We start from the raw sequence: 22,254 nt of genomic DNA, 5'->3' as shown, positions 1-22,254 counted from the left end.
TACTGACAAGTACACTTCTACTCCAGACAATTAACCGATCTGCGAACGGTTAAAGGGACAAGGATTTTTGGCATGCATTACTTGTTACTTTTTGTCGGTATTTTATTTTTAATTTTCAGTGTGTTCATCCTGAATATCCCTGCTTTAAGCAAGCTTGATTTGCACGCAGTGGAGTGGATGAGTCTGTATCGCACCGAGTTTTGGAATCGAATTACTCTGTCCTTATCAGTGATAGGTGGCATGCCATTTGTATTATTTTTATCCACACTATGGTGTATTGCCTTGCTGTGGTATAAAAAGCATACAAGCGTAATTTTTATATGTATCGGAATTATCGGAGGAATACTCCTAGCTTGGCTGTTAAAGTTTGCAATTGCCCGACCCCGACCACCAGAGTCCTTGCATCTGGTTGAAAGTTTTGGAAGTTCCTTTCCAAGTGCGCATAGTCTGTATGCGGCATGTCTGGCTTGTCTGGCAATTTACATGTATCGGCAACATTCTCGCTTTACCATCATCATGATCGGTGCAGGCTTATGGATGCTGATGATGGGGATTTCAAGAGTTTATCTAGGCGTACATTTTCCTTCAGATGTCATATCCGGCTGGAGTATCAGTTTTATTTGGATTTCGTTGTGGTATATGGTCTGGATCAGATATTGCGCGGCGCACAAATAAGAAAATTTAGATAAAGATCTAATAGAGGTGAAACAATGATGTCTGCAAAGCTTTGGGCACCTGCCCTGACTGCTTGCGCATTAGCAACAAGTCTTGCACTTGTTGGTTGTAGCAAAGATCCAAAAGAGGGCCAGCAAGCTGGTGCTCAACAACAAATGCCACCGACTGAAGTCGGTGTTCTTGTTGCACAACCACAAAGTGTAGAGCAGTCTGTAGAGCTCTCGGGTCGTACAACAGCATTTGAAATTTCAGAAGTACGTCCGCAAGCCAGTGGTGTGGTGCTTAAACGCTTGTTCACTGAAGGCAGTTATGTGCGTGAAGGTCAGGCTCTGTACGAAATCGATTCAAGCACCAACCGTGCGACCGTGGATAATGCTCGTGCAGCAATTGCCCGTGCTGAAGCCAATCTGGGTGTATTACGTGTGAAGGAAGGCCGTTACCGCCAGCTGGTTGGAACCAATGCCATTTCTAAACAAGAATATGATGACATCGTGGCACAGGTCAAACTGGCTGAAGCCGATCTGAATGCCAACCGTGCCACCTTGCGTAATGCCGAAATTAACTTGGGCTATTCGACTGTACGTGCACCGATCTCGGGCCAGACCAACCGTTCCTCTGTGACTGCGGGTGCATTAGTGACGGCGAATCAACCAGAGCCATTGGTTACCATTCAGCGTTTAGATCCAATTTATGTGGATATCAACCAGTCCAGTGCTGAGCTTTTACGTTTACGTCAGCAGCTCAACAAAGGCGATTTGAATAGCTCAAACAACACTAAAGTGAAGTTAAAGCTTGAAGATGGCAGCATCTACCCGATTGAAGGCCGTCTTGCATTTTCGGATGCCAGCGTAAATCCGGAAACAGGTACGGTGACTTTACGTGCGGTATTCCCGAACAAAAACCATTTACTCCTGCCAGGTATGTTTGCGACTGCGCAAATCGTACAGGGTGAAGTGCCCAATGCCTTCCTGATCCCACAAGCGGCGTTGACCCGTACTCCAACAGGTCAGGCAATGGCGATGCTGGTCGGTGCTGATGGTAAAGTGGCACCACGTCCAGTCACGACCACCGGCTCTCAAGGCAACAACTGGATTGTGACTGAAGGTCTGAATCCAGGTGATAAAGTGATTGTGGACGGGATTGCAAAAGTGAAACCTGAACAGCAAGTTGTAGCTAAACCTTATCAACCTCAAGCTGCTGCGCCACAAGGTGCTGCACCGCAACAGCCTGCAGCAAGCGAGAAAAAGGCAGATGATGCAAAGAAAGAACAACCTGAACAAAAACCTGCTGCAAATGCATAAGGAGTAATGGTTCATGGCTCAATTCTTTATTCATCGCCCGATTTTTGCATGGGTGATTGCATTGGTTATCATGCTGGCCGGTATTTTAACCATCAGCAAAATGCCAATTGCACAATATCCAACGATTGCTCCGCCAACCGTGACCATTTCTGCGACTTATCCAGGTGCATCTGCTGAAACTGTTGAAAATACAGTCACCCAGATCATCGAGCAGCAGATGAACGGTATGGATGGCTTACGTTATATCTCGTCTAACAGCGCGGGTAACGGTTCTTCTTCTATTTCCTTGAACTTTGACCAGGGTGTTGATCCTGATATCGCACAGGTTCAGGTTCAGAACAAATTACAGTCTGCCACTGCACTTCTTCCCGAAGATGTACAGCGTCAGGGTGTGCGTGTCACCAAATCCGGTGCCAGCTTCCTTCAGGTATTGGCTTTCTATTCACCTGATGGCAGCCTGACCGCCGATGACATCAAAGACTATGTCAACTCGAATATTTCTGAACCTTTAAGCCGTGTGGCCGGGGTTGGTGAAGTTCAGGTCTTTGGTGGCTCTTATGCGATGCGCATCTGGCTAGATCCGGCCAAAATGGCCAGCCTGCAAGTAACACCGAGCGATATTGCGACTGCAATTCGCACCCAGAACGCACAGGTTGCGGTCGGTCAGCTTGGTGGTGCTCCTGCTGTTGAAGGTCAAGTGCTGAATGCAACCGTAACGGCTCAAAGCCTGTTACAAACCCCAGAACAGTTCAGCAATATCTTCCTAAAAAATACCACTTCGGGCGCGCAAGTTCGTCTGGGTGATGTTGCACGGGTGGAACTCGGTGCAGATAACTATCAGTTTGATTCGAAATTTAATGGCAAACCGGCTGGTGGTGTGGCAATTAAACTTGCCACAGGTGCTAACGCGCTTGATACAGCAAAAGCGGTTGAAGAACGCTTAGAACAGTTACGTCCGAACTATCCGCAAGGCATGGTCGATCAACTGGCCTTTGATACAACACCATTTATTGAACTGTCGATCAAGAGCGTAGTCAAAACGCTGATCGAAGCGATTATCCTGGTGTTCCTGGTCATGTTCCTGTTCTTGCAGAACTGGCGTGCCACGATCATTCCAACCATGGCCGTTCCAGTGGTGGTCTTGGGTACCTTTGCCGTGATTAACGTCTTCGGCTTCTCGATTAATACCCTGACCATGTTTGCCATGGTGCTGGCGATCGGTCTTCTGGTCGATGATGCCATTGTTGTGGTCGAGAACGTAGAACGGGTCATGGTGGAAGAGCATCTGGATCCGGTTTCTGCGACTGAAAAGTCGATGAAACAGATTTCTGGCGCACTGATTGGTATTACCTCGGTGCTGTCAGCAGTATTCGTTCCTATGGCATTCTTCGGTGGAACCACCGGGGTTATTTATCGTCAGTTCTCGATTACGCTGGTCACAGCAATGGTCTTGTCGCTGATAGTGGCATTAACCTTTACCCCTGCCCTGTGTGCGACCTTGCTGAAACAGCATGATCCGAACAAGCCGCAAAGTAACGGTATCTTTGCCCGCTTCTTCCGCTGGTTTAACCGCAGCTTTGACAATGTGGCGGTGAAATATCAGGGCGGCGTAAATCGCATGACCCACAGCAAGATTTTCTCAGGCATTGTCTATGCAGTAGTGCTGGGTGTTATCGTGCTGCTGTTCCAGAAACTGCCGTCTTCATTCCTGCCGGATGAAGATCAGGGTGTGGTTATGGCGCTGGTTCAGCTACCGCCAAATGCTACCCTGGAACGTACCGACAAAGTGGTCAACACCATGACCAACTATTTCTTGGAAAACGAGAAAGATCATGTCGAGTCGGTGTTTAGTGTGGCAGGTTTCTCCTTTACCGGTGTGGGACAAAACGCAGGTCTGGCCTTTATTAAACTGAGAGACTGGTCAGAACGTACTAGTCCGGAATCTCAAGTCGGTGCCATTATCCAGCGTGGTATGGCGCTAAACATGATTGTTAAAGATGCGTCTTACATCATGCCACTGCAATTACCTGCAATGCCTGAACTGGGTGTGTCGGCTGGCTTTAACTTACAGCTTAAGGCGGCAGGTGGTCAAAGTCATGACCAGCTTCTGGCAGCACGTAATGCGGTTCTGGGCCTGGCAGCACAAGACTCGCGTCTGGCAGGTGTGCGTCCAAATGGTCAGGAAGATAATCCACAGTACCGTGTCATTGTTGATCATGCACAAGCCGGTGCACTGGGTGTCAGCGTTGCCGAAATTAACAGTACTATGGGTATTGCTTGGGGCGGTTCGTACATCAATGACTTCATTGATCGCGGTCGGGTCAAGAAGGTATATGTTCAGGGTGAAGCTGGCTCACGTATGATGCCGGAAGATCTGGACCAGTGGTATGTGCGTAATAATCGCGGTGAAATGGTGCCTTTCTCGGCCTTTGCCACAGGCGAATGGACCTATGGTTCACCACGTCTTGAACGTTATAACGGCGTATCGTCGATGAACATTCAAGGTACACCGGCTCCGGGAATCAGTTCGGGTGATGCCATGGTGGCCATGGAAGAAATTGCGGCGAAGTTACCAGAAATGGGCTTAACCGGCTTTGACTTCGAATGGACCGGTCTGTCTTTGGAAGAACGTGAATCTGGTGCACAGGCGCCGTTCCTGTATGCCCTGTCACTCCTGATCGTATTCCTGTGTCTGGCAGCCCTGTATGAAAGCTGGTCGATTCCGTTCTCGGTTCTGCTGGTGGTGCCATTGGGTATCGTCGGTGCATTGCTCATGACTTATGGCGGGATGGTGCTGCTGCAAAACCCGAACCTGTCGAATAACATTTACTTCCAGGTGGCGATCATTGCCGTGATTGGTCTTTCTGCGAAAAATGCGATCTTGATCGTGGAATTTGCGAAAGAGCTACAAGAGCAAGGTGAAGATTTATTCGAAGCAACCTTGCATGCGGCGAAAATGCGTTTACGTCCAATTATCATGACCACTTTGGCCTTTGGTTTTGGTGTATTGCCGCTTGCCCTGGCTTCAGGTGCAGGTGCAGGTAGTCAGCACTCAGTCGGTTATGGTGTACTTGGTGGCGTGATCAGCTCGACCTTGTTAGGTATCTTCTTTATCCCGGTATTCTACGTGTGGATTCGAAGTATCTTTAAATACAAACCAAAACAACAAAATCAGGAGTATAAGTCGTAATGCAAAATGTATGGTCTATTACAGGTCGTAGCATTGCGGTATCTGCCCTTGCGCTTGCTTTGACAGCCTGTCAAAGCATGCGTGGTCCAGAGCCGGTTGCACAGGCAAATATCCCGAGCAGCTATACCAATGCGTCTGGTACTTCTGTAGCAGAACAAGGTTATAAAAACTTTTTTGCCGATCAGCGCCTGTTACAGGTGCTCGATCTGGCATTAAACAATAACCGTGATCTGCGCACTGCTGCCCTGAATATTCAACGCGCCCAGCAACAGTATCAGATTACTGAAAACAATCAGTTACCGACCATTGGTGCCAGTGGCAGCGTGTTACGTCAAGACACGGGCAGTAGCAATCCTCAAAGCCGCGGTGCTGTAACCACCTATAATGTAGGTCTGGGTGTAACCGCATTTGAGCTGGACTTTTGGGGGCGTGTACGTAGCTTAAGTGACAATGCACTGGATAACTTCCTGGCGACTCAAAGTGCGCGAGATGCGACGCAAATTGCACTGATTGGTCAGGTGTCTCAAGCCTGGCTCAGCTATTCATTTGCCAATGCCAATCTGGCTTTGGCTGAACAAACGCTAAAAGCACAGCTTGAATCGTTTAACCTGAACAAGAAACGTTTTGATGTCGGGATCGACAGCGAACTTCCTGTGCGTCAGGCCCAGATTTCCGTCGAAACGGCACGCAATGATGTCGCGAATTACCGCACTCAGGTGGCACAGGCACAAAACCTGTTAAACCTGCTGGTCGGTCAGCAAGTGCCTGCGACTTTATTGCCGGCACAACGCGTAACCCGCATCACGTCCAATACGGCACTGGGTGCAGGCTTGCCAAGTGATCTGCTGATTAACCGTCCAGATGTACGCGCTGCCGAGTATCGTCTGTCTGCAGCGGGTGCCAATATTGCAGCAGCACGCGCACGCCTGTTCCCGACCATCAGTTTGACCGGTTCAGCAGGTTATGCATCGACCGATTTAGGCGATCTGTTTAAATCAGGCAGTTTTGGCTGGTCCTTTGGCCCAAGTCTGGATATTCCAATTTTCGATTGGGGTACCCGTCAGGCCAATATCCAGATTTCTGAAACCGATCAGCAAATTGCATTATCAGATTACGAAAAGTCGATTCAAGCCGCTTTTCGTGAAGTAAATGATGCGCTAGCAGTTCGCCAAAACATTGGTGATCGAATTGCTGCACAGCGCCGTCTGGTAGAAGCCACCAATACCACCTATCGCCTGTCGCAGGCACGTTTTCGCGCCGGGATTGACAGCTATCTGACGGTACTGGATGCACAGCGTGCCTCTTATGCCGCAGAACAAGGCTTGCTCTTGCTTGAACAGGCCAACTTGAACAATCAGGTTGAAGTCTACAAGACCCTCGGCGGAGGCTTAAAAGTCAATACCACGGATACCCTGCCGAATCAGCCGTCCGTGACTGAACAACGCCGCGCAGCAGAACAGCAGGCGAAATAGATTTAAAATAGAAAAAGAAAAGCTCACTTCGGTGGGCTTTTTTATTGCATTTTCAAGGCAGTTTTCCTATTGTCATAGACCAGCAATTTATTTAGAAAACATACGCATGTTACTTAGCAATCTGGAATCTGTACCGGGACATACTATTCGCCAACAAATTGATGTGGTTTATGGCAGTACGGTACGCAGCAAACATGTCGGGCGTGATTTACTCGCTGGCCTGAAAAATATTGTCGGGGGTGAGCTTACTGCTTATACCGAGCTGCTGGAAGAATCCCGTCAGGAAGCGATGAACCGGATGGTTGAAAAAGCCCGTAGCATGGGTGCCAATGCGATTGTCGGTATTCGTTTCTCGACCTCCAATATTGCCCAAGGCGCCTCTGAACTGTTTGTCTATGGAACGGCGGTCATTGTTGATCCAGTCATGCCAAAATTACCCGACCCTTTTCCACAGGCAGAATAATTCATGGACGGTTTAATTTTTCAGATCGTCATTTTTGTCATTCTGTTTAGCGTCGGTTTTGGCTTTGGTCGTTATAATGAACGCAAACATTTTCGTTATCTAGACGAACAGGAACAACGACTGGCTTATATCCAGGTCAACAACAGCCGCTTTATCTTATCTGAACATTCCGGACAGATGATCAGCAGTAATGTGGTCATTTCCCATGATTATTTTAAATACGCAATTGCCAATGTGCAGAACATGTTGGGAGGTCGTTTGACCAGCTATGAAAGCGTGGTAGAGCGGGCACGGCGTGAGGCGATTGTACGTTTAAAACTTGAAGCTGAAAGAATCGGAGCCACCCAGATTATGGGGATTCGGCTGAGCACTACGGAACTGGGCATGCAAGGCGGTATGGTCGAAGTCTTTGCTTATGGCACTGCAATTCAGCAATCTGTTTCACCAATCAAAAATATCTATACAAACAATAGCATGCAGATGGTTAGCTCATGTTGCGCAGTACGCGCAGATAATTACTGAATGTGGATCAACTCGCTTATCGACTGGCGATGCAATATCATAGAAGAAGTGATTAAGCTCAAAGTTAGCGGCATAAATATAAATAATATGATGCCGTTTCTTCAGTCGATCAAACGGCACTCAATCCCATCTGTATTGCCTTATTATTTTTCTACGTCTTAAGCCGCATTGCTTAGAGAACGGCAGCAAGCTAAATGGCTATACATTGCCGAATTGACCGCCACCACCCAGCTTAAAAGTGCCCTTTTTAAATATTGGTGAACGAGATGGGTGCACTAATTCAGGCTGTTAGGCTCTTGCGTAATTCATCTTCAACGATACTGAGTTCAATTTCACTAAATTTACGAATCTCGCCTTCTGCATGCTTTTCCAGCATACCGCCGAGCAACGGCACTTTGACCTTTACTGTCCAGTTGAGCTGAAACTGGATCTGGTCTTCATCTCCAGTGACTGCACGCTGACAGGTCGCCTCGATCGGTAAATTTGCCCCGAGTTGTACCGTCGATGTCATTTGATTCAGATCGCTGATATCGGTACGCTGCAAACGGAATGCATCCTTGAGTAATTTTTTTGCCATATCCGGGATGTTGACATCCAGATTATAGGCACGTTTCAAGGTATACATATGCCCCTGCTTTTCCGAGACCAGAATTTCTAAATTTTGCGCAGGAATTCGATGACAGACTGCCTCATGCAAACGAATATCATTGGCCAGACGTTTAAATTCATCAATAGACACGCCATTGATAATTGCTTTCACAGTGAACTGATGTGCCATGCTATTTTTCCTTATTTTTATTGCATTATTCGCTTAGGTCACTCCGGACTATCGCAAATAAAACCAAACACAGAGATGATTCTGCAATTTATATCAACTTTATAGCATCTGTCATTATTCTTTTATCGGGAAATAGCGGCAATTCGGTCAATCTGTGCAAGATAGTTTTGCAGACAACTGTGTCTGGCCACAACTGATCTGTAGCTGCGCTGTGGCATAGTCAATCACGACATGAAATTCATCGGCGCCATCGTCTAAACCGGACACATACCATGTGGTTCCGTTTGGAAAATCCTGCAACCAGTCTGCTTTATAAAAGTCTGAAACCGAATCAAACTGCACATACAGTTCAGGCTGCGCTTCGATCTTCATTGCCAGAGCCATAAACTTCTGTAATTGCGCCTGCTGAAAATCAATAATCATACTATTTCCCCCTGTTTAGACATGATGATAGCGCAGCGATCTTCATATATGTTTAAAGGGTTCTTCTCGCTATACGACTGCCGAGTTTTGACATCTGGCCCATTATTGGATTAAACATAAGCTAGCGCACAAAAAACAAGATCTCATCCAATATAACGAAGGATATACTCATGGTGCAGGGAAAAATGCAGGTAGAAAGTGTCCAGTTTCTGGCAGAAGATGGTTATAGCTTAAGTGGCAAACTCTACCGGACACCGTCTGTGGCGAAGGCCAATATTGTCGTTGCCTGTGCGACGGGAGTACCGCAAGCGTTTTATCGCCGTTTTGCAGAATATGCAACTCATGCCGGTTTTCAGGTGCTGACCTTCGATTATCGAGGGGTGGCCGCTTCCGCACCGAAACAGCTCAAAGGCTTTAAAATGTCTTATCTGGACTGGGGAGAATATGACCTGAGTGCGGCAATTGAATATTTGGGCCGGACAGGACTGGATATTTATATGATTGGCCATTCCTATGGAGGTCAGGCATTAGGTCTGTGTAAACATCATGACCGCATCGAAGCGATGTACTGTTATGGCACAGGCGCCGGCTGGCATGGTTATATGCCACTCAAGGAAAAAATCAAGGTTCAGATGATCTGGAATATTGTTTTCCCTCCACTTGTAGCAATCACCGGCTATTTGCCATGGAGCAAATTTAACATGGGTGCAGACTTGCCACGTGATGTCTATGATCAGTGGCGTAAGTGGTGCAAATATCCGACCTATTTCTTTGCCGATCCGGATTTGAAAGACTTACACCTACGTTATGCTGCGGTAAGTACTCCGATTTATGCGGTTGCTGCTCTCGATGATGCTTGGGCCCTGCCTAATTCCAGACATGCTTTTATGCAATATTACCGTCAGGCAAACGTGCATTATATTGATCTTAAAGCTGAAGATTATGGTTTAAAGGACATTGGTCATATGGGCTATTTCCGTCAGGGGGCAGAAAAAATCTGGCAAGATGCCTTAAATACCTTTTCCGAATTACATCGGCTTAAATATGCAGCCTGATGTTTAACGCCTATCGTTTCCTGCAAAACTTACAAGCTTCCTGAGCAGAGAGATCAAGCACAATCTGACTGTAAAAGATCGGTACGAATTTCCTGACGATGCTCTTGGCCAAAACGGTCGACATGCGTATAAAACACGCCATAGCGGCCGACATAATATTCCAGTGACTGATGGTAAAAATTCCAGAAAATCGACCACTCCCCTAAATCCATCTGACGAATTTGTGTACTGCTTTGCATAGGCATTTTTTGCAAGATTTCCTGCTGTAACTGCTCTGCCTGTGCCCTGTCCTGAATAGCTACATGACGCTGAAAAAACAGCTGAGCCACATCATCAAACAGTTCCAGTTCATAAGCATCAACCAGATGCACCTGTTTCTCATGCGTGGTCATGACATGTTCTGAAATACTGGCAATTTGTTCAGGTTTTTCTGCACGCTGCGCAGAGAGATAAGACTGGGTTTTATAAATTTTCCGCCCCACGATCCAGGCGGCATTGAACAGCAAAAAAATACACAGCAAGAGCAACAATTTAAACATAGTAGATCATCTCGTGTGGCTGATTTTATTTTTATTACCGAGCACTTCATATTCATTTGAATAATGGCCTAACACCTAGCATACGTCTATTTTTTAGACAGTGCAAACTCCTGCACTATTTCGATGATGGCATCCTTGCCTCGATTTTATGGGGATTTAAAGTAAGCACGGCGATTCTAGCAAAGCTTGCTGTAAATTTTAGCACCCGCTCCTGAGAAGCGTTGATTCTAGAAAATCAGATAAACAAAACCGACAGATCAGCAACATAAGTTATCTTCACCTACTGGTTTTTAAGAAAATCCTCTCAAAAAACTACAAGATTGTTATTTTGTTTCAACCTGCATTTCTCTTCCAATGAAGCCTTCCTGTAAATGTTCGAGAAAATGAATAACATGGTGATTCGTGAAGGGAAGATTCAGGATATACCTCAAATTATTCAGGTGATTCATGATAGTATTCAATCTTGTGTTTTAGATCATCAACGTGAGGACAGTCGCATCCAAAGCTGGCTGGAAAAATTTGATCATGCCAGCCTGATTGTCGATATGCTTTATAACGATTGTTGGGTTTGCCTTGTGCACGACAAAGTAGTCGGGTTTTTATTGGTCAGTGATACTGGAGAAATCCGGATGCATTATGTCGCCCCACATTGCCAGAGGCTTGGATTTGGCACCGAATTATTTAATCAAATGCATGCAGCATTAGTAGAGAAAAAAATCTATCAGATTGCAGTCAAGTCGACTCAAACAGCCCTCAGCTATTATCAGCGATGTGGATTTGATTCCAGCCCTGCACATTCACAAGATGATGGATCATATCTGTATAAATACGTTTTTTAATCCGCGCCCTGCTCAAAGTTTAATTGATCACGCCCGGTGTGTTTGGCCAGATACAGCTGTACATCTGCAGCTTTCATCAAGGCATGAATATCGGCATATTGATGTTGTGGGCTTATCCAAGCCGCGCCCACACTGACCGTGATCCAGGCTTTGCCATCCGGCCGGTTTAGATGTTCAAATTGTTGTTCCCGAATCTGCTGAATGACACGTTCCAGATATTGCAGGGCAACCTGAATCGGTATATCACCAAGCAGAATGGCAAATTCCTCCCCGCCATAACGCGCCAGATAACCCGATTGAGGCAAGCTGGCCTGAATCACCTTAACCAGGTTTTGTAGAATCTCATCACCCTTTAAATGGCCATAATGATCATTATAATTTTTAAAATAATCAACATCCAGCATGGCAAAAAGCAGTGTGGCATGTGAATGTTGCTGGCTTTGCAAAAACTTCTGCTGGATTTCACTATTTAAAGCACGCCGGTTAAAAGCACCGGTCAGCGCATCAATCTTCATCTGATGTTCCAGTTTGGCATTCAGTTGATGCAGTTGCTGGGTACGTTCTTTGACTTTTTGATCAAGCGAACTGTTGAGCTCGATGAGGTTAAAATTTAGCTGTTCTGTCTGATAAGTTTGATGCGCATAGTGTCTAGACTGCTGAAACATAATCAACAAGGCATATAAACTGGTGGAAATGAAAGACAAATGTGTGGTTTGAATAACATTAATCAGCAAGAGATAGTCATTTAAAAATGTCAGACACAAGAAAATAATGGCAAACAGATTCAGGCGTGAATACGGTTGCTTATCACGTAGGGTCTGATAAAACCCGTACATAAAATTCCCAATAATCACCAGACCATAAATCGCACTATAGAGCGCAAGACGTTCAAATAACTCGGGGGTAGAAAATAGCGTCACACTGATATTCAAAATCAATAAGACGATCGCAATATAATAAATCAGCGGTTTTAAATAGCGCTGATTAAACAGATGCATATAACTGAGGAAAAACAATACCGCCAGAAACGTAAACAGATACTCTAAACGTGTTCCCCATAACCAGTCGATATTGGTAAATACCGAATAGGCATAGGGCGCTGAAAACATATTATGCAGGGCCAGAAAGATAATAAAACAGCCAAACACAAAAATGCTTTTGCTATTACGCTCTTTCGATCCTCGAAATATTGAAAACAGGATATTGAAAACACCCACCCCGAGTACTGCGCCACAGGCCATGGCAATACTCATCATCAACTGCTGGAATTGACGATTGACTGTACCTGCGACCCCAATCTGCATTGGGCGTTCCAGCCCTCCATGCAAATGAGTGTAATTCGAGGCCTGAATGCTTAAGGTAATGTATTCACTGTCTGCAACGAAATAGCCAATCCGGGGGGCTTTTTCAGTGATCTGCTGTTCAGGTGTTTTACTGATTTGCCCAAGCCGGACAATAAACTCGCCATTTACATAGACCCGATAAGCGCCATATTGAGCAGGAATCCGAATGGCAATCCGGCGTCCGATAAATTCTTTAGGAATTTTATAATGGCTAATAAATGTGCCATAACCAATATTTGAGTTGGTCAGTATTTTAAAAGAAGCCGGCAATTCCACTGTTTTTGATAACAGTACGGAACTTGGCTGGACAATAAACTGGCTCGGATAAAATAACCATTTCCCCTGCAAAGGGCTGCTGCTGTGTTCGCTAAAATGAATTTCAGAGATATGATCACGGAACTGCTGCTGCACCCCGGGGGATGTGGCAGCGATCTGGGCAGATACTGAAGTGCTCATCAAGATGCCCCAGCTTATGGCCCAAACCCACATTACAAAATAGACATTCCTTATCACGTTTTGCAAAGACAGTAGTTTCCTGAAAAAGAGCTTTATTCTTCTTATAATCTACTTGGAATATCAGGGAGTTCAAATATTTTTTTGTAGTTTATCGGAAGAAGCCCCCAATACTGAGACTTCTCCCGATCAGCATTCACTCATGATACTGAATGAATCTTATTTCAATGAATTAATCACGTGTTTTTACATCAAACAGTTCAATTTCAAAAATCAGGTCTGAATTGGCTGGAATCACTTTGCCCATTTTACGTTCGCCATAGGCCAAATGTGCCGGCACTAGCAGTTTACGTTTACCGCCCACTTTCATGCCCAAAATGCCCTGATCCCAACCTTTGATCACACGGCCTGTTCCGATCACGGTTTCAAAATAATTACCGCGATCAATCGATGAATCAAACTTGGTTCCATCTTCTAGCCAGCCGGTATAGTGTGTGGTAATCAGCGCGCCTTTTACCGCCTCTTTCCCTTCGCCTACTTTTAAATCAATAATTTCAAGTTCGTTAATCATGCTTATTTACCTGAGATTGGCATAAATTCAAGAACCAGTATAAACCGGATTGATTGATTTTTTTAGGCTTTAGTCCTTGATGGATTAAAAGCTGAGTTCCTGAATATTCTGATCATTGAGTAAATGCAGGGTGAGTTTTTGATGGTTTTTGGCCGATCCCATCAGCACCCATCTTCCGCTAATCTGCTGCTCAACCTTGCGCTGTGAAGAATGCATGACTTTTAGCTTATATTGTTTGAAAAGCGATTCATAATGGTTGAGCTCATGTTTCTCAAAAGGACAGACAATTTCGTAATTACGTTCCTGATTCAGCGACTCGATCCCGCGCTGTACATACATCAGTAGAACCAGCACCACCATGACCATTAAAGTGGCCCAGATACTCAGGATTTCATAACCCGCACCGGCTGCCATGCCCAGTGCTGCGGTCATCCAGATGGTGGTGGCCGTGGTAATTCCTGAAATACGGTTCTCATCTTTGAGAATGACCCCTGCCCCTAAAAAGCCTAGCCCCGTCAGGACATTGGCCGCCAGCCGGTCAGGATTTTCCACGCCTATTTTCAGGGAAATGATAGTAAACAGACAGGAGCTGAGACTGACCATGATCATGGTACGCAGTCCGGCAGATTTACTGTGATATTCACGCTCTGCACCAATAATGGCCCCGATCGCGACGGCCAGCAGTAAATCATAAAGTTCATGGTACATGACACAGCCCTGAGTATTTTCATCCCTCAGGTATACGCAATTTAAGCGACAGGATACAAGTCCAGACGTGCATCCTTATGCGTCCTTATTGTAACTGTTCCCACTCGACCAGCACCTGCCCCTGATCGCCAATCAGAGTCCATTCACCATCCATCACATTGAGCTGTAACTGCATGGTGCGTGCACATAATTGTGGCAATGCATCGGTGGTTGTAGTCGATAATTTCCACACCTCCACATTCTTTAACGTCTTTAATTTGCTGCTGCGCTTATACCATTCATCTACCGCAGAACCATAGGTCACCACAGCCACTTGCTTACAACGCGCACTGGCTTTTTTGACTTTATCTTCATCCGGGCTACCGACTTCAATCCATTTCACCAATTGACCAGTGAGGTCTTTTTCCCACAAGGCCGGCTCATCGGTTTCAAACAGATCCTTGGTAAATTCCAGCGTTTCATCGGCATAACGCGCATACGCCAGAATACGCACCATCAGGCGTTCAATGGTTTCTGAAGGATGCAGCGCCATCGTCAACTGATAATCTGCATAACGGTGCGTATCCATATCTGCAATATTCAAATCAACCTTATAAATCGTCGCTTTTAACGCCATAACACAATCCTCAAATTTGGCGCCTAGCATATAAGATTTAGCAGTATTTTGCTGAACAGATTTAGGTCAATAACTCATTCAGTGCACTGGAAACAGTACTATTATTTTTCCGGATCAATACGGCATTGCATCAACGTGCTTTCAAACTCCAGCCAATCGCGTGACTGTTGATAAATCACTTCGACCCGGTTATCAATACCTGCCTCGACCGACTGATAATTAAACTGTTCCGGATTAAAATTAAAGCTTTTCCAGCCCTGATCGGTATTAAAAATTCCTTTGATTCTGAGCCAGTCTTTTTGTTCACACAGCAAGTCGAGCAAATCATAAAAATGAAATTGCCAGCGTTTTGGCAACTTCCAGCCCGCAACCTGATAGCCCTGCGCGCTTTCCACATAATGATAAGGCAGCTGCTGAATCAGCACGGGTACCTCTGGGGAAGGATTGATCTGTTGCTGTTTTAATAAAGGCTGGAGCTGACGTACAGAACCTTGATAATCCTGTTTAATCTGCTCAATACTCAGCTGTCCCTGCTCTGTGCACAACCACTGCTGGGCATAGACTTGATATTCCGCCTGAAGCTGCGTAAGCGCAGCATGATCTTCGGCTGTCATTAAATCTGTATGTGAAATCACCACAATCTGCGCGGCCTTAAGCTGATCTGCATACAGATTTTGCTGTGACCAATCCTGATCATGCAAACGTGAACCATCGACCACCGTGACCAAAGCCTGCATGTTTAAATGACTGTGCCAATGCGGTTCCGTCAACTGTTCTAACAATTGTGCAGGATGTCCCAGCCCGGTCGGCTCGATAAACAGCCGATCCGGTTTCACTTCGGACAGTAAACGTGACAAGGCAATCTGCATCGGCAACTGACTACTACAACATAGGCAGCCACCCAGTAATTCCTTTACCGCATAGCCTGAATCTTGTGGCAATAACTGCTGGTCCACCCCGATCTGACCGAACTCATTCATCAGTACGGCCCAGATTTCCTGTTCAGGTTTCTGCTGTAATAAATGCTTAAGCAGTGTGGTTTTACCCGCCCCCAAAAATCCAGAAATGATATGGACAGGAATCGGCTGTGCTGCGGACAGAATTTTCAAAATCGGTTCTCAAGAGATTAAATAGATAAGATCATGCCCTGTATTATAGGGCACAGCATGGTTTTAGAGACATTTTCTTGCTCAATGGCGACTTGAAACTATCAGTTTATAAGTTAATAGAATTATCTCAAATAGAGAATCTTGATGTTTATTCATATTTAAAATTCAGCTTTTTTGAAACATTCATATACATTTTCATTAAATAGAACACTGCATAATTAACAGTAATTAAACAACTTTCTGCATTGTGTATATGCTGAGTTATTCACTCCGTGTCGCTTTTGTTAATTGATTTGCTCATCAAAATTTCAGTGCTTAGGATGAACTCCTGTCGAATTGATGTGATGGTCAGCTCGGCAAATTACATGACATAAATAAAGGATGCCAAAAATGAAATATGCACAAATCTTACTTGCAACAACGCTTACTGCTGCTGCAGCCACCAGCTTTGCCGCTACTGAAACAACAAACGCAAATACAAACACTGAAGAAAAAGTGATTGTCAGTACCCAGGAATTGCCTGAGTCAAATGCTCCGGTTGCTGGCGCAAATGCAGAACAACCAGCTGCATCTGAAGCTGCTGCAGAAAGCGCAACACCTGCACAACCTGCAGCACGTTAAGTGATTTAACGACGGGTTAAATGATCAAAGAAAATATCAGGGCAGTATTTCTCCAGTAGGCTTAGCCTGTACTGCCTCATATTGATCGATGCTGAATCATGCTTTGCGCGGGTTCAGCATTTTTGTTGACTAGATTTAAATGCCCATCATAGTTAAAACTGATCACAGGATTGAGAATGACTATTGAATTATTTTAAATTTATCATTTAAATTCAGTTATTTGCATAAGAAAAAGCCACTTAAGATTAATATTATTGATATAGCTCAACTACTATCGCCTAACTTGTTTACAACTCAGAACTGTCCCTTAATAGATTGAAATGCAAGTCGATTGAATGGACATTCACTATGAGCAATACCAATTACAGCACTGATGTAGCAATCCTCGGCGCTGGGCCTGTAGGCTTAACCATTGCCAACTATCTGAGCAAGCAAGGCGTGAGCGTCACGATGGTCGAGCAACTCGATAGTTTGATTGATTATCCACGTGCCATTGGGATCGATGATGAATCTTTGCGTACCATTCAATCCTTAGGTTTGGTCGATCAAGTCTTGCCCCATACCACGCCCAATCATGCCATGCGCTTTTTAACACCTAAGGGTCGCTGTTTTGCAGATATTCAACCTTTAACCCGTGAATTTGGATTTTCACGCCGTAATGCCTTTATTCAGCCACAAGTCGATCAGATTCTGCTTCAGGGCTTAAAACAATATGAAAATACGCAGGTACTGTTCTCACGTCAATTGACCCAGTTTAGTCAGGATGCCGAGGGTGTAACACTTAACCTGCAAAACGAACAAGGGGATACAGAAACAGTCCGTGCCCAGTACCTGATTGCCTGTGATGGCGGTAACTCTTATGTACGCCGCAATCTGGGCATTGCTTTTGAGGGTGAAACTGCGCCGAATCAATGGATCGTGATCGATCTTGAAAATGATCCGCTTGCGACACCGCATATTTACCTGTGTTGTGATCCGGTACGTCCTTATGTATCCGCCGCATTGCCCCATGGAATTCGCCGTTTTGAATTTATGGTTATGCCGGGTGAAACTCAGGAAGAACTCAGCAAACCGGAAAATATTGCCAAATTACTGGCCAAAGTGCTTCCAAGTACCGATGGCATCGAAGTGATCCGTCAACGTGTTTATACGCATAATGCCCGTATTGCGGACAAGTTCCGGGTAGACCGCATTTTACTGGCAGGTGATGCTGCGCACATTATGCCCGTCTGGCAAGGTCAGGGTTATAACAGCGGGATGCGGGATGCCTTTAACCTGGCCTGGAAAGTCGCACTGGTGGTTCAAGGCAAAACCGGCCCAGAACTTTTAGATTCGTATCAGATTGAACGTAAAGACCATGCCAAAGCCATGATTGATCTGTCCGTAATGGCCGGTCATGTATTGGCACCACCGAAAAAGTGGCAAGGTTTTGTCCGTGACGGTATCGCCTATGCCCTGAACTATATCAAGCCGATCAAACAGTACCTGCTGGAAATGCGCTTTAAACCGATGCCGAAATATCATGATGGTGTGCTTTTGAGCAACGGCGCCAAAAATTCTCCAATTGGCAAGATGTTCATTCAGCCTCAAGTTCAGCTTGCATCAGGTGAAACAGTGTTACTGGATGAAGTCATCGGCAATGATTTTGCCATTATTGCCTGGGGTGTCGATCCAAAATGGGGCCTGAGTCCAGAGACACTGCAACAGTGGAAAACCCTCGGGGTAAAATTCATTCAGGTGATTCCGGCAGTGCAGTTACAAAATACCCAGCGCCAACCGTTTGAAGATGTCATCACCATTGGTGATAACGGCACAGAAATTCGCTCCTGGTTTGGCAATACTTCCGATTCAGTGGTGATCTTGCGTCCTGACCGTTTTGTGGCCGCACTGGCCATTCCACAATCACTGGAAAACACCAGTCAGCAACTGTTTAAAAAGCTGTACCTGAAATAATTTTAAGGTCATTTTTTACCACGCTTCGGCGTGGTTTTTTATTGTTTTTAGATATCTCGGACAATATATAGACCGAGGAGTTAGACTCGGTACTCTTGAAACCACTGGATATCTTTTAGGGAGTCGTGCTGTGCCATTTGTTGTAAAAAAGGTCTGAACTCGTCAAATGGCGGTAAAATTTTCGCAGAGATCGCAAAGACTAAACAATAAGCCGCATATAAGTCTGCTGCGGAAAATTCTTCACCCAGCAAATAGGGATTGGCCTGGCTTATGCCCTGTTTCAGAAAATCAAATACTGCAGCTTCATTCCCGAAACTTAGACTTCTGCGGTTCTGTTCAATATTTTCTGGCGAAACCTGCAAATTTTTTAGATCGATATATTCGGTGAAGGGCCCATGACAGAAAAATATCCATTTTAAATATGCCCCACGCTTGGGTTCATCCAAAGCAGGTGCCAAGCCTTGGTCAGAATATTTATCTGCCAGATAGATAAAAATGGCGGCCATTTCTGAAATGACAATCTCCTGATCGACCAGACAGGGAACTTTTCCCATCGGATTAATCTGTAAATATTCAGCTTGATGCATATATTCATAGGACACTTCCATCTGCTCAATCTGGCCTTCAATCTGCAATTCTTTCAATAAGGGCAACAGGGTCAGGCCCCGTGATTGCGGATTGTTATAGAGCTTCATCATATTGCTTTAACCATTTTTTATTTTTAGAGTTTCAGTATAAAACGGTTTTCTGTGCCAATTTACACAGATGTGCTACAGATCATTTCTGTCGCACAGCTTTTAAAATATAGGCAGACCAAAGATGCAAATCTTAAAAAAGATCGACACAAAACTTTTCTTTTAAGACTTTTAAAATCAGATCAATCACCACATGTTTTTGGTCTTTACGATAATTGGCATATAGCCCAATCATGGGCAAAGGTTCAAGGGTCTTTTTGACCACGATATTATCGCCGAGTAATGGAATCACATAGGCTGGTACCAGACTCCAGCCCACGCCCATTCCGACCAGATTGACATTGAGCAGGATATTGGTGGAATGCTGCACCACATTGACCTTCAATTTAGACTGTTTAAAAAAGTCTTGAATAATTCGATGCAGTTGTGGTGAAGCCTGCTCATCACTAATGACAAAATCCTGATTTTCAAAGCTCTTAATACTGACATGTGGCAGGGTCGCAACCGGAGAATCTTTCGGCACAATCAGGGTTAAAGGTTCATCAAAAATCCGGATCGAATCAAACTCGCTCGACTGTCCCGGATAGCGGGTAAAAGCAATATCGATCTGGCCTTTTCTTAAAGCACTAAACTGCTCAGCGTCGGTCAAACTATGAAATAGTGCTTTCAGTTCAGGAAAATGTGCGCGGATATTGGGCATGATATAGGGAAAGACTTTCATTTCCGCAACCGGTACAAATCCGATATTCAGCTGATCCTGATGTGCATTGGCAATCTGTCTGGCAGCGTGGATCGCACGTTCTGCATGTTCCAGACTGAGCAAAGCTTCTTTTAAAAAAACCTGTCCGGCCTCGGTCAGGTTGACCTTACGGTTATTTCGCTCCAGTAACTGTACGCCTACCTCACGCTCCAGATCCTTGATTTGCTGACTTAAGGAAGGCTGTACAGTATTCAATTTTTCCGCAGCCCGGGTAAAATTCAGTTCCTCGGCCACAGTGACAAAATAACGTAAATGTCTTAATTCCATTTTATGCTTCCTGATTTTCCGGTACGTGTATTGGTCTTTTGGCCACATACTGACGATAAACCAAGATCGTCACAATGACGAGTGCAGCACTCGACACATACATCGCTTCAAAGCCCCAATAGGCAATCAATAGGCCCATCACCACGGAACCTACCGCCAAACCCAGATCAAACAGGGTAAAGAAGGTTGAAATCGCATGTCCCATACGCTGCTTATCGACAGATTGAATTGCGAGTGTCTGCAGACATGGAAATAATGAACCATAACCGATCCCTACAAAGACCGCTGATAACCAGAGCGTCCATTGATTGGATATCAGACTCACCATGACTAGGCCAATCGCAAAGAAAATAAAGGAAGGATAAATGACAGCACTTGGCCCCTTACGATCATAGATTTTCCCGACCCACGGCCGTACCAACAGCATCGAAGCCGCAAATACAATAAAAAATACGCTGGTATAAGCCAAAAGCTGCTTGCTTTCACTAAATGCCGTGATAAAACTCATGATGCCCGAATAAGCAAATGCCGTCAGCAATGCCACACAGCTTACCGCCAGGACTTTCACTTCCAATATATCTTGTAGACTTAATTTGGTTTTTTCTGTGCCAATCCGCCTTGATTTTGGCAGTTCGGTAATTTTCAGCATCCAGCAGAAAATCAGTCCTAGAGAAATAATAATAGCCAGAATCCCAAATAAGCTTTTAAAGCTAGTGAATTGAATGACGGTCAAGGCCAGCAATGGGCCAAATACCACCCCCAGATTGGTTGACATGACAAAATAGCCCATGCCCTCGCCTTTACGCTGTTCTGGAATAAATTCATTGGCCACCGGCACCGCCACCGTAGTCAAAATGCTGAACCAAATGCCATGTAGAAATCGCACCAGCAACAGTGACCACAAGCTATCAATGAGCAAATAGCCAAAGGCAAACAGCGCAAAAATCACGCCTGCACCGCGCATCGAGATTTTCTTGCCCAATTTTTCGATGATCATGCCGGAAAAAGGCCGAACTGCAATTGATGATGCCAGAAACAAGGTCAGTGCCAAACCTGCTTCTTTGACTGAGCCATCCAAATCTTTCATGATGTAAATCGGCAAGATGGTCAGTAAGGCAAAATAATAAACAAACAGAAAAAAGTTATTGCATAAGCACAAGATAAATGAGCGATTCCATAAACGCTCGGGGCTGAGAGACATAAAAACCAACTTTAAGAAAAATAGACCAGGCTCAGGCTTGAATCACAGCAGGATGCAGCACTAACTCAACCAGCGCCCGGATGTAATTTTCATCCGGCATACGATTGAAAAAAATAATCTGGTAATGGATCGGGCCGTACAAACTGTCCAGCATTAAATCAAAAGGATAATCCGCGCGAATCTCGCCACGTTCAATCGCTTGCTGAATCAGTTGATGAGTCTGCTGTCGACGCGGCAATAAATATTGCTGAAAGAATTCACCGGCCAGTTCACGATGATTGGCGATTACCACCAGTAAAGCCCGACCAATCGGATGGTTGAGCGCCTGAGACAACAAGCTTAGCTGTCGAATCAGATTACTTTTCAGGTCATTTGCAGGATCAGGCTCAAAGACTGAGACCGTATGCTGTTTGAAGGTATCTAGCACCAGCTCCGATTTATGCTTCCACCAGCGATAAATCGTAGATTTTCCCACCCCAGCTCGTGCTGCAACAGCCTCAATAGTCAGTTGATGATACTCTCCCTCTGCCAATGCATCGGCAACCGCCTGCAAGATACATTGCTGTCGTCGTGAGCTTTTTTCGTCATGATTCATAAAGTCTACTTATCTTCAAACACAATCGATACGATACGTATCGTTTTATATTAGAGCAAAAAACGATAAAGCTCCAGACATAAACTGAAATTAAGGCAAAAAAGA

General features: G+C 45.1%; 22 protein-coding genes. 10 read left to right on the top strand and 12 right to left on the bottom strand.

Annotated elements, in window-relative coordinates:
- The first annotated feature begins 72 nt into the window (after nucleotides 1-72).
- From FTT75_RS00925 to FTT75_RS00900, 6 genes are all read left to right on the top strand, one after another.
- Entirely contained in the window at nucleotides 73-675 is a 603-nt protein-coding gene (locus tag FTT75_RS00925; RefSeq protein WP_005097780.1) for a phosphatase PAP2 family protein, read from the top strand.
- A 35-nt stretch (nucleotides 676-710) separates the two neighbouring features.
- Entirely contained in the window at nucleotides 711-1,976 is a 1,266-nt protein-coding gene (locus tag FTT75_RS00920; RefSeq protein ID WP_034608437.1) for an efflux RND transporter periplasmic adaptor subunit, read from the top strand.
- A gap of 13 nt (nucleotides 1,977-1,989) precedes the next feature.
- Nucleotides 1,990-5,166, top strand: a complete 3,177-nt coding sequence (locus tag FTT75_RS00915; protein WP_180185798.1) for an efflux RND transporter permease subunit — start codon at nucleotides 1,990-1,992, stop codon at nucleotides 5,164-5,166.
- A complete protein-coding gene (gene adeK / locus FTT75_RS00910; protein WP_005097784.1) occupies nucleotides 5,166-6,638 on the top strand; it encodes a multidrug efflux RND transporter AdeIJK outer membrane channel subunit AdeK in 1,473 nt (490 codons plus the stop codon). Before FTT75_RS00915 ends, adeK begins: the two co-directional genes overlap by 1 nt.
- Before the next feature lie 106 nt (nucleotides 6,639-6,744).
- On the top strand, nucleotides 6,745-7,101 hold the full coding sequence (locus FTT75_RS00905) for a YbjQ family protein (RefSeq protein ID WP_005097785.1): 357 nt from the start codon (nucleotides 6,745-6,747) through the stop codon (nucleotides 7,099-7,101).
- 3 nt (nucleotides 7,102-7,104) lie between these two features.
- Complete coding sequence (locus FTT75_RS00900; protein ID WP_005097787.1) at nucleotides 7,105-7,623, top strand: YbjQ family protein; 519 nt, start codon at nucleotides 7,105-7,107, stop codon at nucleotides 7,621-7,623.
- A 280-nt stretch (nucleotides 7,624-7,903) separates the two neighbouring features.
- Here the strand turns inward: FTT75_RS00900 and FTT75_RS00895 are convergent, their stop codons facing one another.
- Both FTT75_RS00895 and FTT75_RS00890 read right to left on the bottom strand, forming a co-directional pair.
- Nucleotides 7,904-8,401: a DUF2505 family protein gene (locus FTT75_RS00895; protein WP_005097789.1), complete on the bottom strand. Its 498-nt coding sequence runs from the start codon at nucleotides 8,399-8,401 to the stop codon at nucleotides 7,904-7,906.
- Nucleotides 8,402-8,548: 147 nt separating this feature from the next.
- On the bottom strand, nucleotides 8,549-8,824 hold the full coding sequence (locus FTT75_RS00890; protein WP_005097790.1) for a hypothetical protein: 276 nt from the start codon (nucleotides 8,822-8,824) through the stop codon (nucleotides 8,549-8,551).
- A 170-nt stretch (nucleotides 8,825-8,994) separates the two neighbouring features.
- Between FTT75_RS00890 and FTT75_RS00885 the strand changes: the two genes are divergently transcribed.
- The gene (locus FTT75_RS00885; protein ID WP_180185797.1) at nucleotides 8,995-9,879 is read left to right on the top strand and encodes an alpha/beta fold hydrolase; all 885 of its coding nucleotides are present in this window, start codon (nucleotides 8,995-8,997) and stop codon (nucleotides 9,877-9,879) included.
- A gap of 53 nt (nucleotides 9,880-9,932) precedes the next feature.
- Here FTT75_RS00885 and FTT75_RS00880 read toward each other — a convergent pair whose 3' ends face one another.
- Complete coding sequence (locus tag FTT75_RS00880; RefSeq protein ID WP_100329115.1) at nucleotides 9,933-10,418, bottom strand: hypothetical protein; 486 nt, start codon at nucleotides 10,416-10,418, stop codon at nucleotides 9,933-9,935.
- Between the two features lie 371 nt (nucleotides 10,419-10,789).
- Between FTT75_RS00880 and FTT75_RS00875 the strand changes: the two genes are divergently transcribed.
- Nucleotides 10,790-11,257 (top strand): GNAT family N-acetyltransferase, encoded by a 468-nt coding sequence (locus FTT75_RS00875; protein WP_081273089.1) that lies wholly within the window; start codon nucleotides 10,790-10,792, stop codon nucleotides 11,255-11,257.
- On the opposite strand, the gene FTT75_RS00870 is transcribed toward FTT75_RS00875, so the two are convergent.
- The 5 genes from FTT75_RS00870 to FTT75_RS00850 form a co-directional block, all read right to left on the bottom strand.
- A complete protein-coding gene (locus FTT75_RS00870) occupies nucleotides 11,254-13,056 on the bottom strand; it encodes a diguanylate cyclase (protein WP_180001665.1) in 1,803 nt (600 codons plus the stop codon). The genes FTT75_RS00875 and FTT75_RS00870 overlap by 4 nt on opposite strands.
- Before the next feature lie 229 nt (nucleotides 13,057-13,285).
- Nucleotides 13,286-13,624, bottom strand: a complete 339-nt coding sequence (locus FTT75_RS00865; protein WP_005097798.1) for an FKBP-type peptidyl-prolyl cis-trans isomerase — start codon at nucleotides 13,622-13,624, stop codon at nucleotides 13,286-13,288.
- Between the two features lie 84 nt (nucleotides 13,625-13,708).
- Nucleotides 13,709-14,332 (bottom strand): MgtC/SapB family protein, encoded by a 624-nt coding sequence (locus FTT75_RS00860; RefSeq protein ID WP_005097799.1) that lies wholly within the window; start codon nucleotides 14,330-14,332, stop codon nucleotides 13,709-13,711.
- Between the two features lie 85 nt (nucleotides 14,333-14,417).
- A complete protein-coding gene (locus FTT75_RS00855; RefSeq protein ID WP_005097801.1) occupies nucleotides 14,418-14,948 on the bottom strand; it encodes a YaeQ family protein in 531 nt (176 codons plus the stop codon).
- A 101-nt stretch (nucleotides 14,949-15,049) separates the two neighbouring features.
- Nucleotides 15,050-16,057, bottom strand: a complete 1,008-nt coding sequence (locus tag FTT75_RS00850; RefSeq protein WP_005097804.1) for a GTP-binding protein — start codon at nucleotides 16,055-16,057, stop codon at nucleotides 15,050-15,052.
- 390 nt (nucleotides 16,058-16,447) lie between these two features.
- Between FTT75_RS00850 and FTT75_RS00845 the strand changes: the two genes are divergently transcribed.
- A complete protein-coding gene (locus FTT75_RS00845) occupies nucleotides 16,448-16,678 on the top strand; it encodes a hypothetical protein (protein ID WP_005097806.1) in 231 nt (76 codons plus the stop codon).
- Nucleotides 16,679-17,026: 348 nt separating this feature from the next.
- Complete coding sequence (locus tag FTT75_RS00840) at nucleotides 17,027-18,631, top strand: bifunctional 3-(3-hydroxy-phenyl)propionate/3-hydroxycinnamic acid hydroxylase (RefSeq protein WP_180185796.1); 1,605 nt, start codon at nucleotides 17,027-17,029, stop codon at nucleotides 18,629-18,631.
- Between the two features lie 80 nt (nucleotides 18,632-18,711).
- Here the strand turns inward: FTT75_RS00840 and FTT75_RS00835 are convergent, their stop codons facing one another.
- The 4 genes from FTT75_RS00835 to FTT75_RS00820 all read right to left on the bottom strand — a co-directional run bounded on the left by FTT75_RS00835 (nucleotide 18,712) and on the right by FTT75_RS00820 (nucleotide 22,149).
- Nucleotides 18,712-19,326: a glutathione S-transferase family protein gene (locus FTT75_RS00835; protein WP_180185843.1), complete on the bottom strand. Its 615-nt coding sequence runs from the start codon at nucleotides 19,324-19,326 to the stop codon at nucleotides 18,712-18,714.
- A 133-nt stretch (nucleotides 19,327-19,459) separates the two neighbouring features.
- Complete coding sequence (locus FTT75_RS00830) at nucleotides 19,460-20,353, bottom strand: LysR substrate-binding domain-containing protein (protein ID WP_005097811.1); 894 nt, start codon at nucleotides 20,351-20,353, stop codon at nucleotides 19,460-19,462.
- A gap of 1 nt (nucleotide 20,354) precedes the next feature.
- Nucleotides 20,355-21,554: an MFS transporter gene (locus FTT75_RS00825; protein WP_005097814.1), complete on the bottom strand. Its 1,200-nt coding sequence runs from the start codon at nucleotides 21,552-21,554 to the stop codon at nucleotides 20,355-20,357.
- Between the two features lie 31 nt (nucleotides 21,555-21,585).
- The gene (locus FTT75_RS00820) at nucleotides 21,586-22,149 is read right to left on the bottom strand and encodes a TetR/AcrR family transcriptional regulator (RefSeq protein ID WP_005097816.1); all 564 of its coding nucleotides are present in this window, start codon (nucleotides 22,147-22,149) and stop codon (nucleotides 21,586-21,588) included.
- Nucleotides 22,150-22,254: the final 105 nt, after the last annotated feature.

This window comes from Acinetobacter sp. YH01008 (assembly GCF_013420435.1).
Taxonomy (GTDB): domain Bacteria; phylum Pseudomonadota; class Gammaproteobacteria; order Pseudomonadales; family Moraxellaceae; genus Acinetobacter; species Acinetobacter pseudolwoffii.
This window is presented reverse-complemented; position numbering and strand designations above follow the sequence as displayed.